26 protein-coding genes and 2 pseudogenes are annotated in these 26,485 nt (G+C 30.9%); 7 read left to right on the top strand and 21 right to left on the bottom strand.

Annotated elements, in window-relative coordinates:
* Positions 1-241: 241 nt before the first annotated feature.
* From L8W68_RS07270 to moaC, 9 genes and pseudogenes are all read right to left on the bottom strand, one after another.
* Positions 242-883 (bottom strand): potassium channel family protein, encoded by a 642-nt coding sequence (locus tag L8W68_RS07270; RefSeq protein ID WP_263675611.1) that lies wholly within the window; start codon positions 881-883, stop codon positions 242-244.
* Positions 880-2,223, bottom strand: coding sequence for a TrkH family potassium uptake protein (locus L8W68_RS07265; RefSeq protein WP_263675610.1), 1,344 nt, complete (start codon positions 2,221-2,223; stop codon positions 880-882). Before L8W68_RS07265 ends, L8W68_RS07270 begins: the two co-directional genes overlap by 4 nt.
* A gap of 93 nt (positions 2,224-2,316) precedes the next feature.
* Positions 2,317-3,651: an anaerobic C4-dicarboxylate transporter gene (locus tag L8W68_RS07260; RefSeq protein ID WP_263675609.1), complete on the bottom strand. Its 1,335-nt coding sequence runs from the start codon at positions 3,649-3,651 to the stop codon at positions 2,317-2,319.
* Positions 3,652-3,669: 18 nt separating this feature from the next.
* Positions 3,670-5,082 carry an aspartate ammonia-lyase gene (locus tag L8W68_RS07255; protein ID WP_263675606.1) on the bottom strand — a complete coding sequence of 471 codons (1,413 nt, stop codon included), beginning with the start codon at positions 5,080-5,082 and terminating at the stop codon, positions 3,670-3,672.
* A gap of 335 nt (positions 5,083-5,417) precedes the next feature.
* Positions 5,418-6,779 (bottom strand): methyl-accepting chemotaxis protein, encoded by a 1,362-nt coding sequence (locus L8W68_RS07250; protein WP_412175560.1) that lies wholly within the window; start codon positions 6,777-6,779, stop codon positions 5,418-5,420.
* Positions 6,780-6,803: 24 nt separating this feature from the next.
* Positions 6,804-7,355: pseudogene (locus L8W68_RS08285) on the bottom strand (cache domain-containing protein); the annotation flags it as partial.
* A gap of 83 nt (positions 7,356-7,438) precedes the next feature.
* Entirely contained in the window at positions 7,439-8,569 is a 1,131-nt protein-coding gene (locus L8W68_RS07245) for a hypothetical protein (RefSeq protein ID WP_263675602.1), read from the bottom strand.
* Positions 8,570-8,581: 12 nt separating this feature from the next.
* A complete protein-coding gene (locus L8W68_RS07240) occupies positions 8,582-8,845 on the bottom strand; it encodes a DUF493 family protein (protein WP_039667882.1) in 264 nt (87 codons plus the stop codon).
* A complete protein-coding gene (gene moaC, locus L8W68_RS07235; RefSeq protein ID WP_263675600.1) occupies positions 8,823-9,296 on the bottom strand; it encodes a cyclic pyranopterin monophosphate synthase MoaC in 474 nt (157 codons plus the stop codon). Before moaC ends, L8W68_RS07240 begins: the two co-directional genes overlap by 23 nt.
* 87 nt (positions 9,297-9,383) lie before the next feature.
* Here moaC and L8W68_RS07230 point away from each other — a divergent pair, with 87 nt between their 5' ends.
* Positions 9,384-9,545 (top strand): highly acidic protein, encoded by a 162-nt coding sequence (locus L8W68_RS07230; protein ID WP_263675598.1) that lies wholly within the window; start codon positions 9,384-9,386, stop codon positions 9,543-9,545.
* A 2-nt stretch (positions 9,546-9,547) separates the two neighbouring features.
* Complete coding sequence (locus L8W68_RS07225; RefSeq protein WP_263675597.1) at positions 9,548-10,858, top strand: MFS transporter; 1,311 nt, start codon at positions 9,548-9,550, stop codon at positions 10,856-10,858.
* On the opposite strand, the gene L8W68_RS07220 is transcribed toward L8W68_RS07225, so the two are convergent.
* Positions 10,827-11,303, bottom strand: coding sequence for a cysteine permease (locus L8W68_RS07220; RefSeq protein ID WP_263675596.1), 477 nt, complete (start codon positions 11,301-11,303; stop codon positions 10,827-10,829). The two genes, L8W68_RS07225 and L8W68_RS07220, sit on opposite strands and share 32 nt — an antisense overlap.
* Before the next feature lie 104 nt (positions 11,304-11,407).
* Here L8W68_RS07220 and L8W68_RS07215 point away from each other — a divergent pair, with 104 nt between their 5' ends.
* Positions 11,408-11,791 (top strand): group III truncated hemoglobin, encoded by a 384-nt coding sequence (locus tag L8W68_RS07215; protein ID WP_263675594.1) that lies wholly within the window; start codon positions 11,408-11,410, stop codon positions 11,789-11,791.
* A gap of 14 nt (positions 11,792-11,805) precedes the next feature.
* Here L8W68_RS07215 and L8W68_RS07210 read toward each other — a convergent pair whose 3' ends face one another.
* From L8W68_RS07210 to recA, 4 genes are all read right to left on the bottom strand, one after another.
* Positions 11,806-12,489 (bottom strand): AMIN domain-containing protein, encoded by a 684-nt coding sequence (locus L8W68_RS07210; protein WP_263675592.1) that lies wholly within the window; start codon positions 12,487-12,489, stop codon positions 11,806-11,808.
* Positions 12,479-12,682 carry a hypothetical protein gene (locus L8W68_RS07205; protein ID WP_052241300.1) on the bottom strand — a complete coding sequence of 68 codons (204 nt, stop codon included), beginning with the start codon at positions 12,680-12,682 and terminating at the stop codon, positions 12,479-12,481. The genes L8W68_RS07210 and L8W68_RS07205 overlap by 11 nt, the downstream gene beginning before the upstream one ends.
* Positions 12,683-12,756: 74 nt before the next feature.
* Complete coding sequence (eno, locus tag L8W68_RS07200) at positions 12,757-14,001, bottom strand: phosphopyruvate hydratase (RefSeq protein WP_263675615.1); 1,245 nt, start codon at positions 13,999-14,001, stop codon at positions 12,757-12,759.
* A complete protein-coding gene (gene recA / locus L8W68_RS07195; RefSeq protein ID WP_087700900.1) occupies positions 14,001-15,035 on the bottom strand; it encodes a recombinase RecA in 1,035 nt (344 codons plus the stop codon). Before recA ends, eno begins: the two co-directional genes overlap by 1 nt.
* A gap of 110 nt (positions 15,036-15,145) precedes the next feature.
* On the opposite strand from recA, the gene L8W68_RS07190 reads away from it, so the two are divergent.
* Genes L8W68_RS07190 through L8W68_RS07180 form a run of 3 tightly spaced genes read left to right on the top strand, consistent with a single transcriptional unit; the run spans position 15,146 to position 17,076 of the window.
* A complete protein-coding gene (locus L8W68_RS07190; protein ID WP_263675591.1) occupies positions 15,146-16,009 on the top strand; it encodes a menaquinone biosynthesis family protein in 864 nt (287 codons plus the stop codon).
* Between the two features lie 27 nt (positions 16,010-16,036).
* The gene (gene fliQ, locus L8W68_RS07185) at positions 16,037-16,303 is read left to right on the top strand and encodes a flagellar biosynthesis protein FliQ (protein WP_012660903.1); all 267 of its coding nucleotides are present in this window, start codon (positions 16,037-16,039) and stop codon (positions 16,301-16,303) included.
* On the top strand, positions 16,300-17,076 hold the full coding sequence (locus L8W68_RS07180) for a UDP-N-acetylmuramate dehydrogenase (RefSeq protein WP_263675590.1): 777 nt from the start codon (positions 16,300-16,302) through the stop codon (positions 17,074-17,076). The genes fliQ and L8W68_RS07180 overlap by 4 nt, the downstream gene beginning before the upstream one ends.
* Here the strand turns inward: L8W68_RS07180 and L8W68_RS07175 are convergent.
* The 6 genes from L8W68_RS07175 to L8W68_RS07150 form a co-directional block, all read right to left on the bottom strand.
* On the bottom strand, positions 17,069-17,719 hold the full coding sequence (locus tag L8W68_RS07175) for a hypothetical protein (RefSeq protein ID WP_263675589.1): 651 nt from the start codon (positions 17,717-17,719) through the stop codon (positions 17,069-17,071). The genes L8W68_RS07180 and L8W68_RS07175 overlap by 8 nt on opposite strands.
* Positions 17,719-18,477: a 3'(2'),5'-bisphosphate nucleotidase CysQ gene (locus L8W68_RS07170; RefSeq protein ID WP_263675588.1), complete on the bottom strand. Its 759-nt coding sequence runs from the start codon at positions 18,475-18,477 to the stop codon at positions 17,719-17,721. The genes L8W68_RS07175 and L8W68_RS07170 overlap by 1 nt, the downstream gene beginning before the upstream one ends.
* A 39-nt stretch (positions 18,478-18,516) precedes the next feature.
* On the bottom strand, positions 18,517-19,695 hold the full coding sequence (locus L8W68_RS07165) for a cation:proton antiporter (protein ID WP_263675586.1): 1,179 nt from the start codon (positions 19,693-19,695) through the stop codon (positions 18,517-18,519).
* Positions 19,676-20,512, bottom strand: a complete 837-nt coding sequence (locus L8W68_RS07160; RefSeq protein ID WP_263675614.1) for a biotin synthase — start codon at positions 20,510-20,512, stop codon at positions 19,676-19,678. The genes L8W68_RS07165 and L8W68_RS07160 overlap by 20 nt, the downstream gene beginning before the upstream one ends.
* Positions 20,512-22,596: a type I DNA topoisomerase gene (gene topA, locus L8W68_RS07155; protein ID WP_412175559.1), complete on the bottom strand. Its 2,085-nt coding sequence runs from the start codon at positions 22,594-22,596 to the stop codon at positions 20,512-20,514. Before topA ends, L8W68_RS07160 begins: the two co-directional genes overlap by 1 nt.
* A 113-nt stretch (positions 22,597-22,709) precedes the next feature.
* Positions 22,710-24,188, bottom strand: coding sequence for a flagellin B (locus tag L8W68_RS07150; RefSeq protein ID WP_263675585.1), 1,479 nt, complete (start codon positions 24,186-24,188; stop codon positions 22,710-22,712).
* A gap of 159 nt (positions 24,189-24,347) precedes the next feature.
* Here L8W68_RS07150 and L8W68_RS07145 point away from each other — a divergent pair, with 159 nt between their 5' ends.
* Complete coding sequence (locus L8W68_RS07145) at positions 24,348-25,826, top strand: flagellin B (protein WP_263675584.1); 1,479 nt, start codon at positions 24,348-24,350, stop codon at positions 25,824-25,826.
* 11 nt (positions 25,827-25,837) lie between these two features.
* Here the strand turns inward: L8W68_RS07145 and L8W68_RS07140 are convergent.
* Positions 25,838-26,485, bottom strand: a pseudogene (locus L8W68_RS07140) (hypothetical protein); the annotation flags it as partial.

Raw genomic sequence — 26,485 nt, 5'->3', positions numbered from 1 at the left:
GTAATAAATAAAGAGTATAAATATCTTATTATACTATTTAAATAGTTATAATATAGAGTTTTTATATAAATTTGATAATAGTTGTTATAATCTTAAAATAACTTATTAAAAAAATATATTTAATTATAGTTTATATGTTTTTATAGATTAGGCAATAGGTAAAATAATATATAAAATATTTAATGGAAAATAAAATGCGGTTTAAATATAAGGCTAAAGCTTAAAATAAGCTTTAGATTTTTTAATATTCGTATTGATTTAGTTCTTCTTGAGTGCCAAGTAGCATTAGTATATCATTTAGATAAGCAGTAGTTTCTAAATTTGGCATAATACTCCAAGTATCGTGCTGTTTGTGTGCGATGACTTTTAAATTTTGTCCAATAGATTGTAAAGTTTTTCCTGCTAAATTTTCATCTATCAAAAGTTTTGCTACTTTGATGGTATTAGCTGAAAGATCTATGATTTCAAAATTTGGGTTAGTGATAAGAATTTTAGCTAAACGCTTTGCAGATTCTTTTTCAGGATAGATAACTTTATTAACCCCAAGTTTTGAAAGAATTTGTCCATGTGTAGAAGAATTTGCTTTGGCAATGATATTTTTTACCCCTATTTCTTTTAAAGCCATGAAAGTGAGTATGCTTGATTCTAAATTTTCACCTATGCTGAGTATGACAACATCAGCATTTGCATAACCTGCTTCTTTTAAAGCTATAGTATGAGTAGAATCTAAAATATAAGCAAAATCTGCATGATCTTGTAATTCCTTAACTGCTTCTTCATCAATATCTGAAACAATAACTCTTTTACCTTGATCAATAAGCTCTTTTGCTAAAACCGAACCAAACCTTCCAAGTCCTATAATACCATAAGTTTCTTTTTTCATAGTATGATTTTTCCTTTTGGATAATTTAAATATTTTTCTTTTTCTTTAAAAAATATACTAAATAAAAATGCAAGCACACCCACTCTACCACTAAGCATAAGCAAAATGATAATTAACTTGCTTTCAGAATTAAAAAGCGCGCTAAGTGATAAAGTCCCACCATCACCCACTGAAACTCCTACTGTAGCAAAAGCTGAGCTTGTTTCAAAAAGCAAGGGTAAAAAGCTTTTATCATCCTCGATTAAAGATAAAAGCAATACACAAGCGATGATATATACAATAGAACTTACCGCTATAATGAAAGCTTTGTTGATAGTTTCTGTAGGAATTTCAAAGTTAAAAATTCTTGCATTGCTATCTTTGATGCTCCAGTAAGCATAGATTAACAATACAGCAATAGTAGTTACCTTAATACCACCAGCTGTTCCACCTGGCGCACCACCTATAATCATAAACAAAGATCCAAAAAACAAACTTGCATCTTTAAAGGTGCTAAGATCAAGAGTGTTAAACCCTGCCGTTCGGTAATTTACCGCTGTAAAATATGCGCTCATGATTTTATCAAAAAGCGAAAATTTACCTATACTTTTTGGGTTATGGTATTCAAATAAAAAAACCACTAAGCTTGCAAAAATAATCAATATAATAGTAGAAATTAAAACAAGTTTTGTATGTAAGCTTAAGTTTGCAAAACGCTTTTTAGAAAAAAAGTATAATTCTAATAATACAAAATAACCCAAGCCTCCAATGATAATCAAAGAGGTGATAATAAAATTAATCCAAAAATCATCTCTATAAGGCATTAAACCACTTTCAAATATACTAAAACCTGCATTATTAAAAGCAGAAATGGAGTGAAAAATACTAGCCCATAGAGCCTCGCTTAAATTCATATCAAGCTTAAACCTTAGAAATAATAATACCGCACCTATAAGCTCAATGGCAAATACAAAAAATAAAACCTTTTTTAAAAATCCTACAAGCCCATCAGCGCCAGGATAAATCAAGGATTCTCTTAAAAGATTTTTTTCTCCAAAACTCATTTTTTTGCGTACTAAAATATACAAAGCCATAGCTATACTCATATAGCCTAAACCGCCTATTTGGATAAGCAATAAGATAACAAGTTGTCCATAAAAACTAAAATCTAATGAAGTATTTAGCACAATAAGTCCTGTCATACTTACAGCTGAAGCACTAGTAAAAAATGCATCTAAAAAAGATATGGGTTTAGTGTGCATAATAGGAAGCATAAGGATAAAAGTGCCAAAAAGCGCTACTAGAATATAACCTATAAATAAAATTCTTATATTTTTTCTATCTAAAGTTAATTTTGTCATTTTGATTCTTTAAAATTAAAAAAATATTCTACTTAAAATTGGTTAATAAGTAAAAAGAGAACTTTCCACTTAAAACGTGGAAAGTTTAAAGTATTAAAGCATTCCTACTGCTAAGAAACCTAGAGCAACAGCTATAGCTATAGCTAATACACCAGGGATAAAGAATGCATGGTTAAAAATGAATTTTCCAATTCTTGTTGTACCTGTATCGTCCATTTGAACTGCACCTAATAAAGTAGGATAGGTTGGAAGAACGAAAAGCGCTGAAACAGCAGCAAAACAAGCAACTAGCATATAAGAATCTGCAGGATTTGTAGCTGAAATTCCTAATGCAGCAATGATAACTGGAACAATAGCTTTTGCAGTAGCTGCTTGAGAGTATAAAAGCATACTAGCAAAGAAGAATGCAACTGCAAGCATAGCTGGAGTTTGTTTAACCCATTCGCCTGCTACTTCTTTAATACCAGCTTCATGGCCTGCAACGAAAGTATTTCCAAGCCAAGCAACACCAAATACACACACACAAGCTGTCATACCTGATTTAAATACACTTGTATCTAAAATTTTAGCAGGTTCAACTTTACAAAAGATTGTGATTAAAGTTGCAGCAGTTAATAAGAAACTCATAATCGCTGCATCTCTTGGAATAACTACTGGATCAATCCATTTGATATTGTTAGAAATTGCTGTAGCATAAAGAACAACTGCTAATACTGTGAATAAGAAAATGGCAACTGAAAGTTTCGCACCTGGTTTGTCTTCGCTTTGTAAAACATCAGAAGCGCTTTTTACAAGGCCAGCTTTTAAGCGTTCTTGATATACAGGGTCTTTGCTAAGATCCATTGGAGTGATTAAACTTACAATGAAAGCTGTAATCATACAAGCAGCAAAAGTAGTTACAATCCAAATACCAATTAATGCAGGATAGTTCCAACCAAGTGGTTCTAATACACCAGTCATATAAACAACAGCAGCACTAACTGGAGAAGCTGTAATACCAATTTGTGAAGCAACAACCATTAGTGAAAGCGGAGCTGATGGTTTAATGTTTTGAGATTTTGCAACATCAATAACAACAGGCATAAGTGAAAATACTGCATTACCAGTACCTGCTAAAATAGTAAGTAACCAACCGCAAGCTGGTGCAAGGTAATTGATAAATCTTGGATGTTTACGTAAAATTCTTTCAGTAACTTTTACCATATAATCCAAACCGCCTGCTTGTTGCATAGCAGAAATCGCAGCAATTGCTGCAGCGATGATTAAGATAACATCCCAAGGAATATTACCTGGTTTCATACCTAAAACAAGACCTAAAATAACAACACCCAAACCTCCGGCATAGCCTATCGCTATGCCACCGAGGCGGATACCTATGAATATTGCCCCAAGAAAGACAATAAGTTGTAAAATAATCATAATATCCATGATTAAACTCCTAAATTATTAAGCTTTTCTTTTTTCTGTCATGTGAGGATTTAACATATTTTCTGGTGTTAAAATTCTTTCAATTTCTTCTTTTGGAAGATATCCTCTTTCAAGACAAATATCGCCAACTGCTTTACCAGTTTCTAAAGCTTCTTTAGCAATACTTGCAGATTTTTCATATCCTAAAACAGGGTTAAATGCTGTAACAATACCGATTGAGTTAAGTACAGATTGTTTGCATGCTTCAGGATTTGCTGTTAAGCCTCTTACAGCTTTTTCAGCTAGAGATTTCATTGCATTTTCAAGTAAAACTATAGAGTTGAATAATCCATAAGCAATACCTGGTTCAAATGCATTAAGTTCAAATTCTCCTCTTTCAGAGCAAAGCATGATAGTAACATCATTTCCTATAACTTCATAGCAAGCTTCACCTACTGCTTCGCATATTACTGGATTTACTTTACCTGGCATGATAGAGCTACCTGGTTGCATTTTTGGTAGATTAATTTCGCCTAAACCACATCTTGGGCCTGAATTCATTAATCTTAAGTCGTTTGCAATTTTAGATAATCTTACTGCTGCAGTTTTTAATGCACCACTTACATGTACAAAATCAGCAGTATCTTGAGTAGCTGCAATGAAATCTTCTGCTGGTTTAAATTCAACACCAGTAATTTCTTTTAATTTTTTCTCAACCACAAATTTGTAATCAGGGTGGCAGTTAATTCCTGTACCAATAGCTGTTGCACCAAGATTTAAATAACTCATTGACTCACGAGCTGCTGTGATTTTTTCAATATCACTTTTAATATAGCTAGCAAAAGCGTTGAAAGTATTTCCTAAAGTTGTAGGAACCGCATCTTCAAGCTCTGTTCTACCCATTTTGATGATATCTTTGTATTCTTTAGCTTTAACTTCTAATTCAGTTTTTAAAAGTTCCATAGCTTTTAAAAGATCAGTAAGTTTTGCGTAAGTTGCTACTTTGATTGAACTTGGATAAGTATCGTTTGTAGATTGACCTAAGTTTGTATGATCGTTTGGATGAAGGTATTGGTATTCACCTTTTTTATGTCCCATGCTTTCAAGAGCAATGTTAGTGATAACCTCATTAGTATTCATATTTGTACTAGTACCAGCACCACCTTGGATCATATCTACAACAAATTGATCTAAAAATTCACCAGCAATTAATCTGTCGCAAGCTTTAGCGATAGCATCAGCTTTGTCAGCATCAAGAACTCCAACTTCTTTGTTAGCAAGAGCAGCTGCTTTTTTAACTTGAGCGAAAGCTTTTACAAAATAAGGATAATCTTGTAATCTTCTACCACTCATATGGAAGTTTTCTAGTGCTCTAAAAGTTTGAACTCCATAATAAACTTCGTCAGAAATTTCCAACTCACCAATAAAGTCGTGTTCTTTTCTTGTTCCCATGATGTACTCCTTGTGGGTTTTATTTAAGTTTTGTTTATAAACTTAATGAGTATTATATAACAATTTTTTATAAAAGTTTCATAAATTTTTCTAAATTTTTTAAATTTCAATAAAAATATATAAAATAAGCCAGAATATTGATATTCATTTTCTAAATATAAGACATTTTATGGATATTTTTTAGTTTATAGTATTTATTATTATCTTTTATGTTTAATTTTAATAATTTTATATTTACTTTTTATATAAGTTTTTAAAGAAATCTTAAAATGGAATCAACTTACCGCAGACAAAGCAGATTAAAACTAAACCCATTAAGGGTTTAGTTTAATTATTTAAAACTTTTTCTTCCTAGCATCTTCTAAGATATCATTAGCTATTTGATTGACATTGTCTGATATAGCGCTGTCGTTTGCTATTTTTAAATTCTCTTGGGTTACATGATCAATTTGAGCTACAGCATCATTAATTTGAGTAATACCTGTAGTTTGTTCTTTAATACTCTCACCCATTTCATTAATAGATTGAACTAAGATATTAGTATTAGCTTCAATCTCACCTAAAGACTTTTGAGTTCTTTCTGCTAGATTTCTAACTTCATCAGCAACAACAGCAAAGCCACGTCCATGTTCTCCTGCACGTGCTGCTTCAATAGCTGCATTTAATGCAAGTAGGTTAATTTGATCAGCAATATCTCCTATTATAGAAGTAACATTTTTAATCTCTTCACTTTGAGCAATAACTTCACTAGTTTTATGCGATACATTTTGCATAGAAGAAGTAATCTCTTCTAATGCTGCTGCTGTTTCTTCTAAAGAAGAAGCTTGGCTTGATGAAGAATCTGTTAAGTTCTTAACAGCACTTTGTAATTTACCACTCTCATCTGCTAATAAAGAAGCAAATTCAGATGATTGTCTTAACATAGCTACGATTTCTTGACCTAATACATTAGTAGTTACTTCAACTCCACCTTTAGCATTTTTAACTTCTGTTGTAAAGTCTAATGCTTTATAGCTATCAAATACTCTATTAATTTCATTCATATTAGAACCAACCTTTTGTTCTAATACATTCAGCATTTCATTTAATACATTTTTTAATTCTATTAATTGAGGATTAGCAGGAATTGCTGTTATTCTAGCTGTTAGATTACCACCTTCTATTTCTTTAGCTGTATCTACTGATTGTTCTACTGCTTTAGCATCTTGTTCTAATGCATTTTTAGTTTTAGTGATGTTTTCATTGATGGCTTTGGCAATAATTCCAAATTCATCATTAGTCTTAACATCTATCATAGCAGAATCTTTTGTTTTATGATTGATGAAGTCAAAGAAAGAATTGATACCTTTTTGGATTGCTTGTAAAGGGGATAGATAATAAGAGATGATGAAGTAGAGTGTGATAACACTTAAGGCAACCATGATACTTACAACAATTGTTTGTATTGTTGCTGTTTTGAAAATAGGCTCATTTATAACATCAGCACTTTCGGTGCTACAAACAAGGTAAGAAGATATTTTAGCACATATACCTAGCCTTTCTTTTCCTTTTAATCCATATTCAAAGAAAGAATAATCACCATTTTGTTTGTGTGCATTTAATACCGGTCCATGATCTACCGATGGATCTAATAACTGTTTGTTTTTAGCAACAAATATCTTTCCATTTTCATCAAATAAAAAGCTATTACCAGGCATATTTTCAAAATTTTCTTGAAGCTCTTTTACTGGAATATCAACCCCAATAATTCCTACAAAATTACCATTTTTATATATAGATTTAGTATATGTTATTACATATTGATTTGTTGCTTTATCAATATAAGGAGAAGTGATGAAAATATCTTTATTTTCTTTGGCTCCAATATACCATGGTCTAGTTCTAGCATCATAGTTGATATTTTGTCCATAAATTTCGATATTTTTATTATTTTTATCACTAGTATCATTACTTACAAGATTTTCTCCATTATCTAAACTTATAAAAGCAGATAAAACTCCAGAAGCTTTTCTATATGATTTTAAAATAGAGCCAACATTATCTATCAAAGCTTGTTCGGAATTTAATTTTTCATATGGAAATTCCAAAATTGTTTTTTCCAAATTTAAAATTAAATCACTATTGTGCTTTCGAAATGTTTCTAAAGAAGTTCGAGCAACTTGTAAAATATCATTTTGCCTTTTTAGCTCATTATCATAAAGGTATGTTTTGGTAAAGTAAAAACTTAACACACCTAAAATAATCAAACTTAGTGCAGTGAAAAAATTTGCCATTAAAGACAATTTAACTTTCAAAGTGTTAAACATAATTTCCTCCGTATTTTATTTTTGTAATTTTAATTTTTAAAAATTAATTATCAATTAATATTTTTTTTAATTAATTTTTTTGCTTTTTCCCACAATCTCACTCCCAATTCTTTTGCATTGTTTTTATCTAAATTTTTATATTTATGGCTTGTGAGTTTTTCGAGTTCATTTAACTCTTTAGCTAAGATATTGAGTTTGCTTTGTGCTAGCTTGCTAAAATCATCAATTTTTGGATTTTGTTTAATTTCATTAATTTTGATAAGAATTTGTTCTCTGTTTTCTTGTATTAAGCGTTTAAATTTGGCAAATAAAGTGTCAAATTTATTTTCTAATAAATCTTTAAGTATATCTTTTACGGGATTATTAAATTCTAATGATATTTTTTTAAGCATTTGGATAAATTCTTGCTCTATGTCTATAAGCTCTTTTTCTTTATTTTTTAAATCATGTTCTAAAGCGCTATATGCAAAGCTTGATTTAAATTTTTCAATCGCCAAAGAAATTCCTTCTTGTGTCCCATAAATACTTCCTATACATAAATCATAAGCAAAAACTTTTGATTCATTAGCAAGTTCAAAAGCAGCATTTAAAACTACTTGGGATATTTTTAAAATTCTTTCTTTTTCAAAGCTTCCTTCACAAATTGCATTAAATACAAGGTTTTTAGCGATTTCACAAGATGTAAGTTCTATGTTTTCACCTTTTTCTAAAGTTGTGATAAAAGCACTCTCGGCAGTTTCTTTTAAAAGGCCTAGTATTTCTATATCATAAAGCATTGCATCATTGATACTTATATTAAATTCATTTAAATTTAAATCTTTTAAAGTCTTTTCTAAATCAAAAAAGTTATCGCAAATTTTGTGTTTAATGGTGTTTTTTTGTTCTTCTATTTTTACTTTTAATTTGCCATATTCGTTAATATAAACAAAAAATGCTTTTTTATCTTCTTCAACTCTAGCTTTAATAATACCTTGGATTATTTTGGAAATATTTTCTTCATTTATAAGTCCAAGTTTTTCTAATACTTTAGAAAAGATAGCAAAAAGCTCTTCATTGCTAGTATTTTCAAAACTAATTTTTTTATAACTTAGATTAAAAACAAGCTCACTAATTAAGTTTGGAATTTCATTTTTTTCACAAGCTAAGAGAGAATTTTCAAAAATTATGGCTAAATTTTTCATAGTTTTTCCTTTTTATAATACAAATTTGGCTTTACTTTTTAATTGATTAAAAATATTTAAACGATCGCTTTTGCTATCAACATAAACACTTAAAAGATAACTTTTATATGTTCCTTGTTTGCTAGTATTTGAGATTTTATATTTAAATTCTCTTTCATTAAGTATTTGAGTAAAAACTTCCAAAGCATCAACTCCAGCTTCAAAAACGACTTTGTAATCCCAAAAAGTAGGGTAGTTTATAATAGGTTCTTTTTTAAGATCGCAGATATTTACCACTTTTTCCTCCTTCTTTGCTTTCTAAAACTATATCAGTAATTTGCATACTTTTATCGATAGCTTTAACCATATCATAAATAGTTAAAAGCCCAATGCTAACAGCAGTTAGACTTTCCATTTCAACTCCTGTTTTTCCTTCGCATTTTACGGTTACAAAAAGTTTAAAAGAACATTCTTCTTTGTTTTCTTCTATGTGAGTTTGTACTTTTGAAATCATTAAAGGATGGCACATTGGGATAAGATTTGAAGTTTGCTTAGCTCCCATGATGGCTGCTGTGATGGCAGTTTGCAAAACAGGTCCTTTTTTAGCTTTATTTTCAATGATAGCTTCAAATGCTTCTTTGCTCATGTATATTTTACCACTTGCACAAGCTTCTCTTTGGGTGATATCTTTTTGACTTACATCTACCATTTTGGGATAATTTTTTTCATCTAAATGCGTTAAATTCATATTTTTCCTTAAGTAAAGTTTGAAAAATTATACCAAAATGTATATTTTTATATTAAAATACTACTAAAAAATTTTAAAGGATTTATAATGGCTTATGATGATGAAGAATTTGAAAATTATGATGATGAAATGTATGATGAAATAGAGGATGATACTTATGCAAACAATCAAAGATCGTATAATTATGATGATGATGATTATGAATACGATGATGATTGTAGTGATGATGATACTTATGAGATGGATTAATCGTGGGTAAAAATCTTACTAAAAAAGATATAAAAGTTTTAGGTCTTTCTTCTTTGGGAGGGACTTTAGAATTTTATGATTTTATCATTTTTGTATTTTTTGCAAGTTATATTTCTAAAAATTTCTTTCCTGAAAATTTAAGCCCATTTTGGCAAATGTTTAATACTTATGGGATTTTTGCTGCAGGATATTTAGCTAGACCACTTGGTGGTATAATCATGGCACATTTTGGCGATAAATTTGGTCGTAAAAAGATGTTTATGCTTAGTATTTTACTGATGGTTGTGCCAACTTTTATGCTTGCTTTTATACCTACTTATGAAAGCATAGGATATTTATGTATAGTATTTTTAATATTTGTAAGGATTTGTCAAGGTATAGCTATAGGTGGGGAATTACCTGGTGCTTGGGTTTTTGTTTTTGAGCATGCTCCAAATGGACAAAAACGCACTTATCTTGGATTTTTAACAGCTTCTGTAGTAGGTGGAATTTTGCTTGGAAGTTTTGTATTTTTGATGATGAATAAATTTTTTACACAAGAAGAGCTTTATGAATGGGCTTGGAGAATTCCATTTTTCTTGGGTGGAATTTTTGGGATTATTTCTGCTTATTTGCGTAAATTTTTAAGAGAAACTCCTGTTTTTGAGCAAATGAAAAAAGATAAAGCCTTAGAAAAATTCCCTTTAAAAGAAGTGTTTAAAAAAGCCAAGTTAGGTGTTGTGCTTTCTATGTTGATAACTTGGGTTTTAACTGCTTGCATTGTTGTGATGATTTTAATCATACCTTCTTTTATGGCAAAAATGTTAAGTATTGATGCAAGCGTCCAAACTTATATGCAAATGCTTGGTATAGTTGTACTTGTAATTGGCTGTATATTAAGTGGAATTTTGGCTGATAAAATAGGCATAGTGAAAGCTTGTGTGATTTTTTCACTAGGATTTTTCTTAACTTGCTTGTTTTATTTTAATGCTCTTTATACTAAAACACCTGATTTTAATACAGTGAGTGTGTATTATTTGAGTACTTGTTTTTTTGCTGGAGTGATGAATTTTTGTCCTTTAATGATGAGTGAAGTATTTGATGCTAAGATTAAATTTTCAGGACTTAGTTTTTCATATAATATAGCTTATGCATTAGCCGGTGGTTTTACCCCGCAACTTGCTTTATTCTTACACACCATTGCTTTAGCAAATTTAGAAAATATTGCTCGTTTTTCTTTGGGATTTTATATGCTAGCTATGGCTATAATCTCACTTTTTTCTGCTTTGATGTTTAAATATCTTAGTAATACCCAACGCACATACTCTCAGTGATTTTAATACGTTTTTCTAAAGGAGTAGGGCTAAAAAAATGGCATTTTTCGATGTAAATATTATAATTATAATCTAGCTTTAAAAGATCGTAAAATGCCTTTAAATTTACAAATTTAACTCCACACACTTCTTTTATATCTAAGATTTTATAAATTTGAGAATTATTTTTTTCTACTAAATGAGATGGAGCTAGGGTTGTAAATGAGCAAAAAGCACTTGCTAGCACATAGCCACTTAAATTTTCACATTTTTGTATAAGATGTTGGTGTTTTTTTAAAATACTTTTTTTATGTAAAAATACCACTCTTGTGCCTTGATAGCGTGCTGCTTGAACGTTTTTCCAAAATTTATAAGCATTTTTAGAGATATTTGCTAATTGATGCAATTGTACATTTAAGACATAATCATCTAAGAATTGATTAGGTGGCAAAATAGTATAAGTCATAGTTTTTCTTTAGTTTTTTAAAATTATACTAAAAATTGACTTTTGTTTATATTTTTAATTTCTAAATTTAATACAATAAGCCAAAATTATTTTTAAGGAAAAGTATGAAATTTGAAACTATTAATCATGAGGGTATTAAAAAACTTATGGATGTTTTTTATGCAAAAGTTAGAATAGACAAGGATTTAGGACCTATTTTTAATGAAAAAATCGGCACAGATGATGAGAGTTGGAAAAAACATAAAGAAAAAATAGCAAGTTTTTGGGCGGGAATGTTTTTGGCTGATCCAAGCTATAGTGGTTCACCTTTGAGAGCTCATCATGAATTACCTCCATTTCCAAGAGAATTTTTTGATATTTGGCTTAATTTATTCGATGAGAGTTTGCAAGAAGTTTTTGAAGATGAACCAAGAAGTATTATCATAGAAAGAGCTAGAATGATAGCTCAAAGATTTCAAATGATTATTTATGATCATAAATTTGCTTAAGAGTTGTAAAACTCTTAGCGATAGCTAAAGGTATGTAAATTTTCACTATGGGAATATTTATAACTATATTTTCCATCAAGATATATAACTAAACGATAATACCCTTTATGTGATCCAAATACAACCTTTTTAACTTTTGCTGTATTAACTTGTAGTGTTTTGGTGTTAAAATTTTGCTTTTTAGCAAAATCTATGATAATTTTAGTTGGATCTCCTATAGATAAATTTCTTAACATTTTATCTTCAGTTTTAATGTTGATTTTATTATTGTAAAAACTAATAGATATAAAATTATAAATACTTCCACTAAAAAGTGGTGTTTCTATATTTAAGGTGGTGTTGTTTTCTTCTATTTTTGAGTTTTTATTTCCTTGTTTTTGTGGTACAGTTACAGATACATCAAGTATAGGCGCGACATTTGGACTTTTGGTTTTTATAAATGAGTAAGTATCATGCCAGTTAATGCTTTTATATATATCTAAGGTAGTTTGTTCTTCAGAGCCATCAAGGTTGATATAAGTAATGGTAATATTTTTTAAAATTCTCGCATCGGAATTAAAATTAAAATCTTGTCTTTGAAAAGGACTAAGTTTTACAAATTCAGTGTTTTGTTGTTCTGAATTATTATCAAAAGGATTATCCTTTGCATTTAAAAATACACAAGAAAGTAAAAATAATATAAAAAATTTAATTCTCATGCGAATTTTCTCCCTTAAGTCTTAAAAGTTGCAAATATTCTTTTTGGGCTTGGGCATTTTTAGCTTTTAAAGTTATGATATTTTTTTCTAAAATTTTTTGCTCTTCTTTGAGTGTTAGTAGCACATCTAGTGAAGATTTACCAAAAAACATATTACCAAAATACATAGCAACAATAATAGCTACAAATGACAAAGCAATAGTCTTGATGAGTTGATGACGAGCTTCCTTTTTTTTGGAATGCTCATCATACTCTTTTAATAAATCGCTCAGAGTTTATCTCCTAAGTACTCATCATTATCAAGTTCAATTTCTAATAAGCGATTGTATTTAGCAGTTCTTTCGCCTCTTGCTAAAGCTCCTGTTTTGATTTGTCCTGTATTAAGCGCTACTGCAAAATCAGCTATAAAAGCATCTTCGCTTTCGCCACTTCTATGGCTCATGATACATCTATAATTATTTCTATGAGCTAATCTTACTGTTCTCATAGTTTGAGTGATTGTTCCAATTTGATTAGGCTTAATCAATACAGCATTTGCCATATTTTTCATGATGCCTTCTCTTAAAATATCTTCATTAGTTACAAATAAATCATCACCTACAAGTTGAACTTTATTGCCAAGCTTTTGAGTAAGTTTAATCCAACCTTCATAATCATCTTCAGCTAAACCATCTTCGATGCTAAAAATAGGATATTTAGCGCATAATTCTTCATAACGCGCGATTAAATCTTCACTTGAGAAAACTTTACCTTCTAAATGGTATTTACCATCTTTGTAAAGCTCACTACTTGCTACATCTAGTGCTAGTTTGATTTTATTTTCATAGCCTGCTTTTTTAATACAAGTCATTAAAAGATCAAGTGGTTCTGTATTATTTGCTAAATTTGGTGCAAAACCACCCTCATCACCTAAAGCAGTAGAGTGACCTAGGTTAGCTAATTCTTTTTTCAATACTGCATAAATTTCACAAACTGATCTTAATCCTTCTTTAAAGCTTGAAAAACCAAAAGGCATAATCATAAATTCTTGAAAATCTACGCTATTGTTTGCATGCGCACCACCGTTGATGATGTTGCACATTGGCACAGGTAATACACTTGCATTTGCTCCACCTAAGTAACGATATAAAGGCACTCCAAGTGCATTAGCAGCAGCACGTGCTGTTGCCATAGAAATTCCTAAAGTTGCATTTGCTCCTAGATTAGAGTAGTTTTTTGTTCCATCAATTTCTAAAAGGGTATTATCTAGTTGGGTTTGATTAAATGCATCAAGCCCTATAATATTTTCAGCTATGGTGCCATTGATGTTTTCAATGGCTTTTAAAACACCTTTTCCGCCAAATCTTTCATCATTATCTCTTAATTCTAAAGCTTCTTTTTTTCCTGTGCTTGCACCACTTGGAACGATAGCACTACCCACACTACCATCGCTTAACATGATTTCAGCTTTAATGGTAGGATTGCCTCTACTGTCTAAAACTTCAAAAGCTCTTAAATCTTCAATAATCAACATCATTCTTCTCCTTCATCGTCTTCTTTTGCGCCCAAAATCATACTATCTATACCGATTGAGTTTTGTATGGCTTGAGTGATTTCATCTGCAATAGCTGGGTTTTCTTTTAAAAAGGCTTTAGCATTTTCTCTACCTTGACCAAGTTTAGAAGCCTTGTAAGAAAACCACGCACCACTTTTATCAATAATATCAAGTTTTACACCATAGTCTATTAGCTCACCTTCACGGCTTACACCCTCGCCAAACATCACATCAAATTCAGCTTGTTTAAAAGGAGGGGCTACTTTGTTTTTAGCTACTTTTACTTTAACGCGGTTTCCAATAGGCTCATCATTTTGTTTTAAAGTAGCTGTTTTTCTTACATCTAAACGCACTGAAGCATAAAATTTTAAAGCATTTCCTCCGGTAGTTGTTTCAGGAGTTCCATAGCCCATCATTCCTATTTTCATACGAATTTGGTTGATGAAAATTACAGTAGTGTTCATTTTATGGACAATTCCAGTTAATTTTCTTAAAGCTTGACTCATTAATCTTGCTTGAAGACCTACATGTTGATCTCCCATATCACCTTCGATTTCTGCTTTTGGAGTAAGTGCAGCAACGCTATCTACTACAATTAGATCAATAGCCCCGCTTCTTGCTATGGTTTCAACGATTTCTAAGGCTTGCTCGCCAAAGTCTGGTTGAGAGATGTAAAGATTTTCTGTATCAACACCTAAATTTTTTGCATATCTTACATCAAGAGCGTGTTCAGCATCAATAAACGCACAAACTCCACCTTTTTTTTGACATTCTGCTATGATGTGTAAGGTAAGTGTAGTTTTACCTGAACTTTCAGGCCCATAAATTTCTATAATTCTTCCTTTTGGAACCCCACCAATTCCTAAAGCCAAATCAAGTCCAACAGAACCTGTAGGAATAGAATCAATTTTCTCAACTTCTTTATCGCCAAGTCTTAAAATAGTACCTTTTCCAAAGGTTTTATCAAGACTTTTTAAGGCTGCATCAAGTGATTTTCTTTTATTATCATCCATGCTTGTTAATCCTTTTATAATATGTTTAAAATTGTATCAAAAAGAAATTTAATATAAGTTTTTATTTTGAATTTTGCTAAAATACTTTTTTAAATTTTTCAAGGAAAAAAATGAATAAAAAAATTAGCGTAGCACACTCTCCTGATGCTGATGATATTTTTATGTATATGGCGATTAAATTTGGTTGGGTTGGGAATGCTTATGAGTATGAAAATACAGCTTTAGATATACAAACTTTAAATGAACTTGCATTAGAAAATATATACGATGTTAGTGCGATATCTTTTGCACTTTATCCTTTAATAGCTAGTGAATATGCTTTATTAAAAACTGCTGTGAGTTTTGGCGAGGGTTATGGGCCAAAGCTTATTAAGAAAAAATATAAAAAATTAAAGCCAAATTTTAAAGTTGCTTTAAGTGGAGCACACACTACTAATGCTTTAATCTTTCGCATAAAATACCCACAGGCTAGGATAGTTTATAAGAATTTTTTAGAAATTGAAAAGGCTGTTTTAGAAGATGAGGTTGATGCAGGAGTGCTTATACATGAGAGTATTTTAGAATTTGATTCTAGTTTGTGTGTTGAGGCTGAACTTTGGGATATTTGGCAAGAATTAGCCAAAGATGATTTGCCTTTACCTTTAGGTGGTATGGCGCTTAGAAGATCTTTACCACTTAATGATGCAATAGCGGTTGAAAAAGATTTGATTAAAGCAGTAGAAGTAGCTGATCATAATAGAAAAATCTTAGCCTCTATGCTTTTAGAGCGTAATTTAATACGCGTTGATGCGCAAAAACTTGATGTGTATTTAAATTTATACGCAAATAAAAACTCTATAAATATGAATGATAAACAATACAATGCCATAGATAAGCTTTTTGAGCTTGGATTTAATCATGGATTTTATGAGAAATTAATAAAAAGCAAAGATTATCTTATACCTAGTGAGTATGAAGAATTTAGAAATTCTTGATAGAATTTGAATTTTTAAGGAGAAAATATGGAAAGTACTTTAGTAGCCTTGGGTGTACAAACTTTTAAAATCACACTTATGCTTTCTTTACCTATGCTTTTAGCAGGACTTATCGCAGGGCTTATTATAAGTATTTTTCAAGCTGTAACGCAAATTAATGAAGCTACACTTTCTTTTGTGCCAAAAATTTTACTTGTTGTTGTGGTGATAGTATTTTTAATGCCTTGGATGATAAGTTCTATGATTGATTTTACAACGAATATTTTAAATCAAATTCCAAGTTTTATTCGATGATTATTGATTTTTCTAAGTATTCTTCTGTACGTATAGGCGCGAGCTTTGAAGTGCAAATACTTGAAGAACCTTGTAAATTTGATGGTTTTTTAATAGGCGGGGCAAATAATCTTTTAATTTCTCCAAAGCCTAAAAAACTTGGAATTTTAGGGAAAAGTTTTGATTACATTAAAATTTTAGAGCAAAATGAAAAAGGTATGTTTTTAGAGATAGGCTCTAGCGTGAAATCTTTTAAAATGTATCATTTTGCTAAAGAAAATAACCTAAAAGGCTTTGAGTTTTTAAGAAATATCCCAGGAACTTTGGGCGGTATTTTAAAAATGAATGCAGGATTAAAAGATGAGGATATTAGTAAAAACTTAATCAGCATTTACACTTTTAATCAAGAAATTTTAAAACAAAATATTGCTTTTGCTTATAGGTTTAACCCTATTAAAGAAGTAATGTTTAGCGCGAAGTTTTTTTTAGAATATGGATTTGACCCAGTTAAAGATGAACTTTTAAAAAATGCAAGAAAAAATCAACCCAAAGGTGCTAGCTTTGGCTCTATTTTTAAAAATCCCAAAAACGATCATGCAGGAAGGTTGATAGAGGCAGTTAATCTTAAAGGTTTTAGTAAAAATGATGCGATGTTTAGCAATGAACATGCAAATTTTTTAATCAATAAAAAACACGCTAGTTTTGATGATGCTATGTTTTTGATAGAGCTTGCTAAGAAAAGAGTTTTTGAAGAATTTGGGATTGTTTTAGAAGAAGAAGTGGTGATTATATAGTATTTTTAATATCTTCATAAACAATTGTAGCTATTTCTTGGACTAATTCTTGATAAGATTTATTTTTATCATTTGTGCTAAATTGAGTATTGATAGTAAGAATTTTATGATCTTTTAGTTTTTTTGTTTTGGCATTAAAAAGTTTGTACTCTATGTCGGTTTTGACTTCAAAATTGGAAAAAAGTAAGAAATTTTGTTGGCTTGCTTGAATACTTTTTAAATCTAGCAAAATAATAAAATCAGCCTTTTTGAAACGATTAAATTCTAAAAACTCACTTGCATCGATGAAATTTTTATTTTTTTGCAAGATATTTTGACTATTGATATAAGTTTGATTTTCTTTTTGACTAAGTAAGGCAAAATTATTTTGCTCATTTAAAATAGCACTTAATGCTTTTAGTGTGTCTTTTGCCATGCTTTTAGCATCGATTTTTAAATTTGAAAAATAAAAATTATATTCTTTTTCATAGCTTGGCACTAAAGCTAAGGTGCTAATATGCGAGAGCTTGTCATAATTTATATTTTGCTCAAGATTGATGATATTAAAATCATCATTATTTTGTAATTTGATGATTTTTTTATTTGCAAAAGAGTTAGCATAAATAGCACTTAAAAAACACAAAAACACCAAAAAAAATCTCACTAAAAACCTTTTAATTTAAATTCATTTTTAGCAAAAGCTATAAAACTTGGAAGTTTAAAATCAAGACTATTATAATCTAAAGCCTTTTTATCAAAATCATATAAAATTCCACCATTTTGTTTGACTAAAAAATCTCCCGCAGCTATATCCCAAGCTTTTGGACCACCAAAACGCGGGTAAATTCCAGCTTTTGCTTCAAGTAAATATACAAATTTCAAAGCAGATGAAACCTTAATGCCTTCAAGATGATTTTGAATAAAAAAATCTTCATTATTATCATGATTTTTAGAGTAAAGGGCTATATTTTTAACCTTTTCGTATTGCTCTAAACTAAGATTTAAAATTTCATTATTTTTATAAACCTTAGTATGAATATGTGCATAATAAAATGCATGATTTTCCACATCGCCTATGAGTGAAAGTATAGGGGTGTTTTTATGGATTAATGCGATTAAAACACAATATTCTTTATCTTTTTTAGCGTAAGATTTAGTGCCATCAAGAGGGTCTATAAGCCAAAAATACTCTAAATTTTTTCTTTCTTCATAAGAGAGTATATTTTCTTCAGAGCATATAGCTATATCGCTTGAAGTTAAAATTTCGCTAATAACTTCATTAGATTTTATATCAGCTAAACCTACCGGAGAATCATCATCTTTAAGCCACAAGGTATTTTTGTCTTTATATTCAAGCAATACTTTAGAGGCTTCCTTGCCTGCTTTTAAGGCTAATTCTAAAAGTGTGTCTAAATTTTTCATAAAAAAAGTATAACAGTTTTATATAAATACTTAGTAGAATTATTTTCTACTAAGATTATTGATAAATTTAATTAAGCTAATGGCTAAAATTGCTTCAAGTAAAGCAGTAAGCACTAGCCCTGAGTATATATCTTGAGTGATAATATTAGTTTGATAAGAAAGCGTAGCTACTGCGATGAGTAAGGTTAGTGGCATAGAATGGCTTAGTCCAAATAAAAAGGTATTTTTTAAACCAAGTATTTTTACAAAAGTCATAGCACAAAGTATTCTTAGTCCTATCATAAAGGCAGTTAGCGAAAAAGCTATGAGTAAAACTTGAGGGTTTAAAAGCATTTGGAGTTTAAAACTTGAGCCTATATAAATGAAAAATATAGGGATTAAAAAGCCATAGCCAAAACTAGAAAGTTTATGCTCTAAGTCTTTTTTGTGGTCAAAAAAAGTAGCTATAAATGAACCCGCTATAAAAGCTCCAAGTGCAACTTCAAGTTTAAAATAAATCATAATCGCAACTATGGCTATAAAAATTGCCATGCAAAATCTTATATCTTTTTCATTTTGATCTTGCCAAGGCATGAGTATGGTTTTAAGTTGTGGATACCACCAAAAAAGCACTTCTAAAAATTTAAATCCAAAAATACAAAGTGCTAAAAATCCCACTAAATATAATAAATTTTGAGTGAGTGAGAAAAGATCAGCTCCTTTTCCCAAAAATGCCGCAGCTATGGTAAGCAAAACTATGCTTACAACTTCAGCTAAAGTGGCTACTACCATGGATACATTAAGCCACTCACAGTTTTTGCCAAAGTCTCTATAAAGTGTTGAGAGTAAACCCACACTCATAACAGGTATGATAATGACAAAAATATAAGAAATATCTATACTTTCAACCACTAAAACACTAAAAGCATATAAAAGTATGATGTAGATAAAAGCTTTATTAAGCAAGCTTCTTTCAGTGTTTAAAAAGGTTTTAAGATTAATCTCCATACCCGCAATAAACATAAGATAGTAAAATCCTGCATTAGCCAAAAGCTTAAAATTCTCGCTTTCTCCTATAAAACCCAAAAATCCTATAAAAGAACCAAGCATGATTTCAGTGGCTGAAAGCGGGAGTTTTAAAAATTTAGCAATATAAGGTGAAGTTAGCAAACATCCTGCTACGACCAATAAAATTTTTAAATCCGTAGCAGCTTGAGCATCAATGGCATGAGCTAGCAAAGCTAAATCCCATTTGTTTTAGTTTTTGTATATCTTTGCTAGGTTCTTCGCCTTTGGTTGTAAGATAATCACCCACTACTATAGCACTAGCTCCTGCGTCAAAAATTTCATATTGTCTTTCTTTTAGCACCACTTCTCTACCACCTGCTACCATGATATGTGCATTTGGTAAATCTTTTTTAGTGTCTTTGATGATATTTAACGCCTCATCAGCATTTAATAAGTCTTGCTTGAGTTTTAAATTTTCATTTGGTATGAAAAAATTAATAGGTGAGGAAAAAGGATCAAGCTCTTTTAAACTTGTTCTAAAACTTTTTCTATCAGCTTCGCTTTCTCCAAGACCATAAATTCCACCACAACAAAGCATCAAACCTGCTTCTTTAGCATAAAGATTAGTTTGAAATCTTTGCTCCCAAGTATGTGTAGAACAAATGTTTGGGAAAAATTCTTTGGAAGTTTCTAGATTATGATTATAAGAAAAAATTCCTGCTTTTTTTAATTCTTTGAGTTGTTCTAAATTTGCTATGCCATTACAAGCTATGAGTAAAAGTCCTTCTACTTCTTTTTGCACCGCATGAGCTACCTTGCACACATACTCAAGTTTTTCATCATCAAGCCCAGCTCCTGCTGTAACTAAACAAAACCCCAAAGCCTCATTTTTCTTAGCCATTTTAGCTTCTAAAACAATTTGGTCTATATCTTTTCTTTTGTATTTGTTGATATTAGTTTTCACATGAGCACTTTGAGTGCAGTATTTACAGTCCTCCCCACACCCTCCACTTGCTATATTAGATATAGCACAAAGCATGATTTGCATTAGATTTCCTTTTTGATTTTGCATTTTAAGCACTCTAAAAATGTGCCTTTTTTAAGCTCTTTGATGATTAAAGTTTCGCCACACTCGCTACATTTTTCTTCACTTGGTTTATATTTGCTTATATAGTTACATTTTGGATAAGCACTACATCCATAAAATTTACCACGCTTAGAAAAACGCTCTACGATCTCGCCTTCTTGGCAACTTGGGCATTTTATGCCTATGGTATTGAGTTTTTTCTCGCTTTTTTCTTCATTTTGTGTTTCTTGTTTTAAATTTCTTGAGTATTTACATTTTGGAAAATTTAAACAAGCTATAAATTCTCCATATCTTCCTTTTCTTATAGCAAGCTCACCATCACAATCAGGGCAGGTTTCATCTAGCTTTGTGAAAGTTTTTTGACTTTTTATATTTTTTTTACCCTCATCAATTTTTCTCATAAAAGGAAAATAAAACTCTCTTAAAACTTCTTGCCAATCCATTTTACCTTCTGCAATGATGTCAAGTTTATCTTCCATTTTAGAAGTAAAATCGCTATCTACTATATCGCTAAAGTTTTGCTCTAAAACTTCTGTTACAACAAAGGCTATTTCATTAGGTATGATTTGCTTTTTATCTATATGCACATATTCTCTTGCACTAAGTAAAGAGATGGTTGGAGCATAAGTTGAAGGGCGTCCTATACCAAGATTTTCTAACTTTTTAACAAGTCCAGCTTCAGAGTATCTTGAAGGTGGCTCGGTAAAATGTGAGTTTAATTCTATATTTTGGATATTTAATGTATCTTCTAGTTTCAAATTAGGTAAGATTTTATCTTTGTCCATATCTCCATATACTTTATAATGTCCATCAAATAAAATTTTTCTACCGCTTATTTTAAAACTTGCTTCATTTGATTTTACATAGACATTTTGAGTTTGAGAGATAGCAGGGTTCATTTGTGAAGCTAGGAAGCGATTGTATATTAAAGTATATAATCTTGCTTCATCTTTTTCTAAAAACTCACTTGCAAGCTTTGGAGTGAAGCTAAGATTAGTCGGTCTTATGGCTTCATGTGCTTCTTGAGCGCCTTTGCTTTTAGTGGTATAAATATTTGCCTTGCTTGGTAAGTATTCTTTGCCAAAATCATTTTTAATGAGCTTTCTTACTTCTTCTAAAGCTTCTTTTGCGATGTTTAAGCTGTCAGTTCTCATATAAGTAATCACACCCATAATACCTTGATGGGTTTTTACACCCTCGTAAAGTTTTTGAGCTATCATCATGGTTTTTTTAGGGTTAAAACCTAGGCGATTGCTCGCGCTTTGTTGCAGGGTTGAGGTCATAAAAGGTGCTTGTGGAGCTATTTTTCTATCTTTACTTTCTATATCTTTTATTTTAAAGTTAGCATTTTTACAAGCTTCAAAGATGAGTTTGGCTCTGTCTTCGTTAGTTAGACTTAGTTTTTCTATCTTTTGATTTTGAAATTCGACTAATTCAGCTTGCAAGTCTTTTTCAAAAATCATATCTATACTAAAGTATTTTAAAGGAATAAAAGCTTTTATTTCTCTTTCCCTATCGACGATGATTTTTAAAGCCGCACTTTGCACACGCCCTGCACTTAAGCCTTTTTGGATTTTTTGATTTAGTAAAGGACTTAATTTATAGCCTACTATGCGATCAAGTAAGCGTCTAGTTTGTTGAGCATTGACGCTATTTACATTTAAAGATCTTGGGTTTTTTAAAGCATTTTCTATAGCGCTTTTAGTAATCTCATGAAAAACTATGCGTGGCAGGGAATTTTCATCTTTATTAATAGCCTTAGCTATATGATAAGCTATAGCTTCACCCTCGCGATCCTCATCGGTTGCAAGGTAGATGGTTTTAGCTTTTTTAGCCTTTTCTTTGAGTTCTTTTACTAAACTTGAATGATCATTTGAAATTCTATATTCTGGTTTAAAATTTTCATCTTCTATTTTTATACCAAAGCTAGTTTTAGGTAAATCTCTAATGTGGCCTTTAGAAGCTATTACTTCATAGTCTTTACCTAGAAAATTACCTATGGTTTTAGCTTTAGCAGGTGATTCTACTATGATTAAATTTTTCATTATTTTCCTTGTGAGGATTAAAATTAGTAAAAGTGTATAAAAAAAAGTTAAATTTTTTGCTTAGAAAAGAAGAAAAGCCCACCAAAAGGTGAGCTTAGGAAACCGTAAGTTGACTACTGAAGTAATCTTAATACATTTTGAGAAGCTGCGTTTGCTTGAGCCATAGCGTAAGATCCACTTTGAGCTAGAATGTTAGCTTTAGAGTAGTTTGCGCTTTCGCTTGCAAAGTCAACATCTCTAATTTGTGATTCAGCAGCTTTAACATTAACTTGAGTTACGCTAATGTTATTAATAGTTGATGTGATTTGATTTTGTGTAGCACCGATGTTTGCTCTAATGGTGTCAAGGTTTGCTATAGCAGTATCAGCTATATCCATAACAGCCATTGCACCTTGTAAGGTGGTAACACCAGCTGATTGTTTTCCTGTTCCAATTTGTGCTTTACTCATAGCGTTAAAGCCCATAGCTGAAGCAATATCAGCAGAAATTTCACCTTTGACGCTTTCAAGATTTACTGTAGCTTCTGATAAACCATTTGCAGTAGCATTTGCTGAAAAACCAGCGCCTGTTGTAGAAACAACAATATCACTACCATCATTTTTAACCAAGGTTAATCTACCATAGTTTTCTTCTGCTATTTGAGTATCTAAAGCTCCTAGTGTCCCACTTAGTTTAATTCCTCTGCCATCAGCTGAGTTTAAAACAAGTTTACCATCTACTATAGAAGCTTCTACTCCTGTTGTGTCTTTTTTGGCATTGATAGCTGAAACTAAAGCACCATCTTTATCGCCTTCTTTGAAAACAACTTTTCCTATAACAACACCATTGATAGTAAATCCTTCTCCTGTAGAGCCAGCTGTTAATGCTGCAGTTGATATGGTTTGAACTGTCGCACTAGCTCTAACGCCTGTTTTATCAGATGCTTTGTTAATCTCAGCTGCTAAAGCTCCAAGTCCTGTTCCAACACTGGTAGAAACGGTAACATTTTGGAATTTATAATCATTAATACCATCGTAGTTTTTTAGTGTTATTGAAATATCGCCTCCACTTGTTACTCTAGCACCTGTTTCAAAACGAGTTTGACCGATTTTACTTGAGTTAGTTGAACCTATAGTAGCATTTACTGTTTGGTTTGCTTTATCGCCTATTTGAAATTGTTGGTTAGAAAAAGAACCACTTAGCAATTGTTTACCATTGTAAGTAGTGGTATTTGCTATATTGTCAAGTTCTTCCATAAGTTTGTTGATCTCACCTTGAATCATCGCTCTAGTTTTAGCTGTTTGCCCATCTTGAGCAGCTTGAGTAGCTTTAACTTTAATGGTATCAAGTATTTTTAATTGTTCATCCATAGCTTTATCAGCTATTTGAAGCATGCTGTTTGCATCATTTGCATTGTTAATAGCTTGACCTAAAGTATTAGCTTGAGTTTTTAAGCTATCTGCTATAGCTAGACCAGAAGCATCGTCTGCTGCTGAATTTATTCTCAAACCTGAACTAAGTCTTGCTAAAGAGCTATCTAATGCTCTTGAGTTCATTCCTGCGTTTACTTGAGCATTTAAAGATGCTACATTTGTGTTAATACGAAATCCCATTTTAAATCCTTTTAAATATATTCGACACCGTCATGCTGTCGTTAAAAACTATATCGGAAAGAAAATAAAAAGATTTATATTTTTGCATAAAAAAGTTTTATGTTTTTTGGAACACTATTTGCTTTTAATGAGCTAAGCAATATTTTGAAAGGATTTAAAATGGGTTTTAGAATAAACACCAACATAGGTGCAATGAATGCACACGCAAATTCAACTATCACAGCTAGAGAGTTAGATAAATCTCTAGGAAGACTTAGTTCAGGTTTGAGAATAAATTCAGCAGCAGACGATGCTTCTGGTATGGCTATAGCTGATTCTTTGAGAAATCAAGCTGCATCTTTAGGTCAAGCTATCAATAACGGTAATGATGCTATAGGTATTTTACAAACTGCCGATAAAGCTATGGATGAACAATTAAAAATACTTGATACCATTAAAGTTAAAGCTACTCAAGCTGCTCAAGATGGGCAAACAGCTAAAACTAGAACGATGATTCAAAATGAAATCAATCGTTTAATGGAAGAACTTGACAATATAGCAAACACTACTTCATTTAATGGTAAACAATTGCTAAGTGGAAATTTTGTAAATCAAGAATTTCAAATCGGCGCTCAATCAAACCAAACAGTGCATGCTACTATAGGGCCAACTCAATCAAGTAAAATAGGTCATACACGTTTTGAAACAGGTGCTAGAGTAACAGCTTCAGGAACTAGTTCTTTTACTATTAAATCTTATGATGGGGTGAATGATTATAAGTTTCAGAGTGTTCCTATTTCATATAGCGTTGGAACAGGACTTGGAGCTTTAGCTGATGAGATAAATAAAGTAGCAGATAAAACAGGTGTTAGGGCAACTGCAGTAGTTCAAACCATATCAAGCGGAGCTTTACCTGCTGGTTCTACAGGATCAAATTTTTCTATTAATGGTGTTGTTATAGGTAAGATTACATTTCAACCAGGTGATAAAGATGGATCTTTGGTTGCGGCTATAAATTCTAAAAAAGATACAACAGGAGTTGAAGCTTCTGTAGTAGATGGAAAACTCATTTTAAATTCAGCTGATGGTAGAGGGATAAAACTTAGTGGTTCTATGAATGAACTAGATGGAATTGTGGCTGAGGAAAATTATGGTAGATTATCTTTAGTTAAAAATGATGGTAGGGATATACTTATTAGTGTTGCAAATGGAATAGGTGCCGGTTTCTCAAATGAAGCTAATGTAGCTCAAGTAACTGCAAATATGGAAGCAGTAAAAGGACAAATTTCAGCTGATGTTGCTTCTGCTATGGGATTTAATGCTATGAGTACGGCTGATAATAAAACTACAGCTAAAAGCGCTGGTGTAACTACTCTTAGAGGAGCTATGGCTGTAATGGATCTGGCAGATAGTGCTATTGCAACTCTTGATAATATTAGAGCAGATATTGGTGCAGTGCAAAATCAAATCACAGCTACTATTAATAACATTAGTGTAACTCAAGTAAATATTAAATCAGCTGAATCTACTATAAGAGATGTTGACTTTGCAGCTGAGAGTGCGAATTTTTCTAAATATAACATTTTAGCTCAAAGTGGTTCTTATGCTATGAGTCAAGCAAATGCTGTACAACAAAATGTATTAAAACTTTTACAATAGTTAAAGCCCTTTTAAAGGGCTTTAAAATCAACTTTTTTTATCGCTTCATTTTGTATAGTTAAAAAACTAATAAAATTTTCAAGCCATTCTTTATTTGCTTTTATCCATTCTATATTTTTTAAAGCTTTTTCTTTTTCTGTGTTGATTGATTTGACATAAATAATAGCTAGATTGCTCTCAAGATGAAAAAACAACGGCTCAAATAACTCACTTTTAATAAAAGGATTTTTATAAACTTTTATTTTAAAATAATCTATTTTTTTAATGAGAGAAAGGATGTTTTTGTTTGATTTATTTTCAAAAATTTTATTAATTTGAGATAAAAGATCTTTTCCTTGATGTAGGTATTTTGATAAAATATTTAATTGTTTATCTATGGTAAAATGTGTTTTTGTGATACATTTTACTAGCTTTTCTTGATTTTTTATCGGAAAAGCAAAATGAGGTTTTGTCTTTTTTAAGAATTCTTTACAAATTTTAGAAAAAGTGATTTCTAGCGCACCTTCTATCCTAGCTCCACCTTCTGTAGCATTGTAGGTTGTAATGTTGATTTTTTTAACTAACTCTATATCTCTTTGAAAAGTTTTTCTAAAAATATCCCAATATATGTTCGTTTCTACCACTCCATTACCACCATAAGCAGTAATAAATAAATCTGT

Source organism: Campylobacter sp. FU_497 (assembly GCF_025772425.1).
GTDB lineage: Bacteria > Campylobacterota > Campylobacteria > Campylobacterales > Campylobacteraceae > Campylobacter_D > Campylobacter_D lari_C.
The sequence above is the reverse complement of the archived record's forward strand: the minus strand, read 5'-3'. Positions and strand labels throughout refer to the sequence as shown.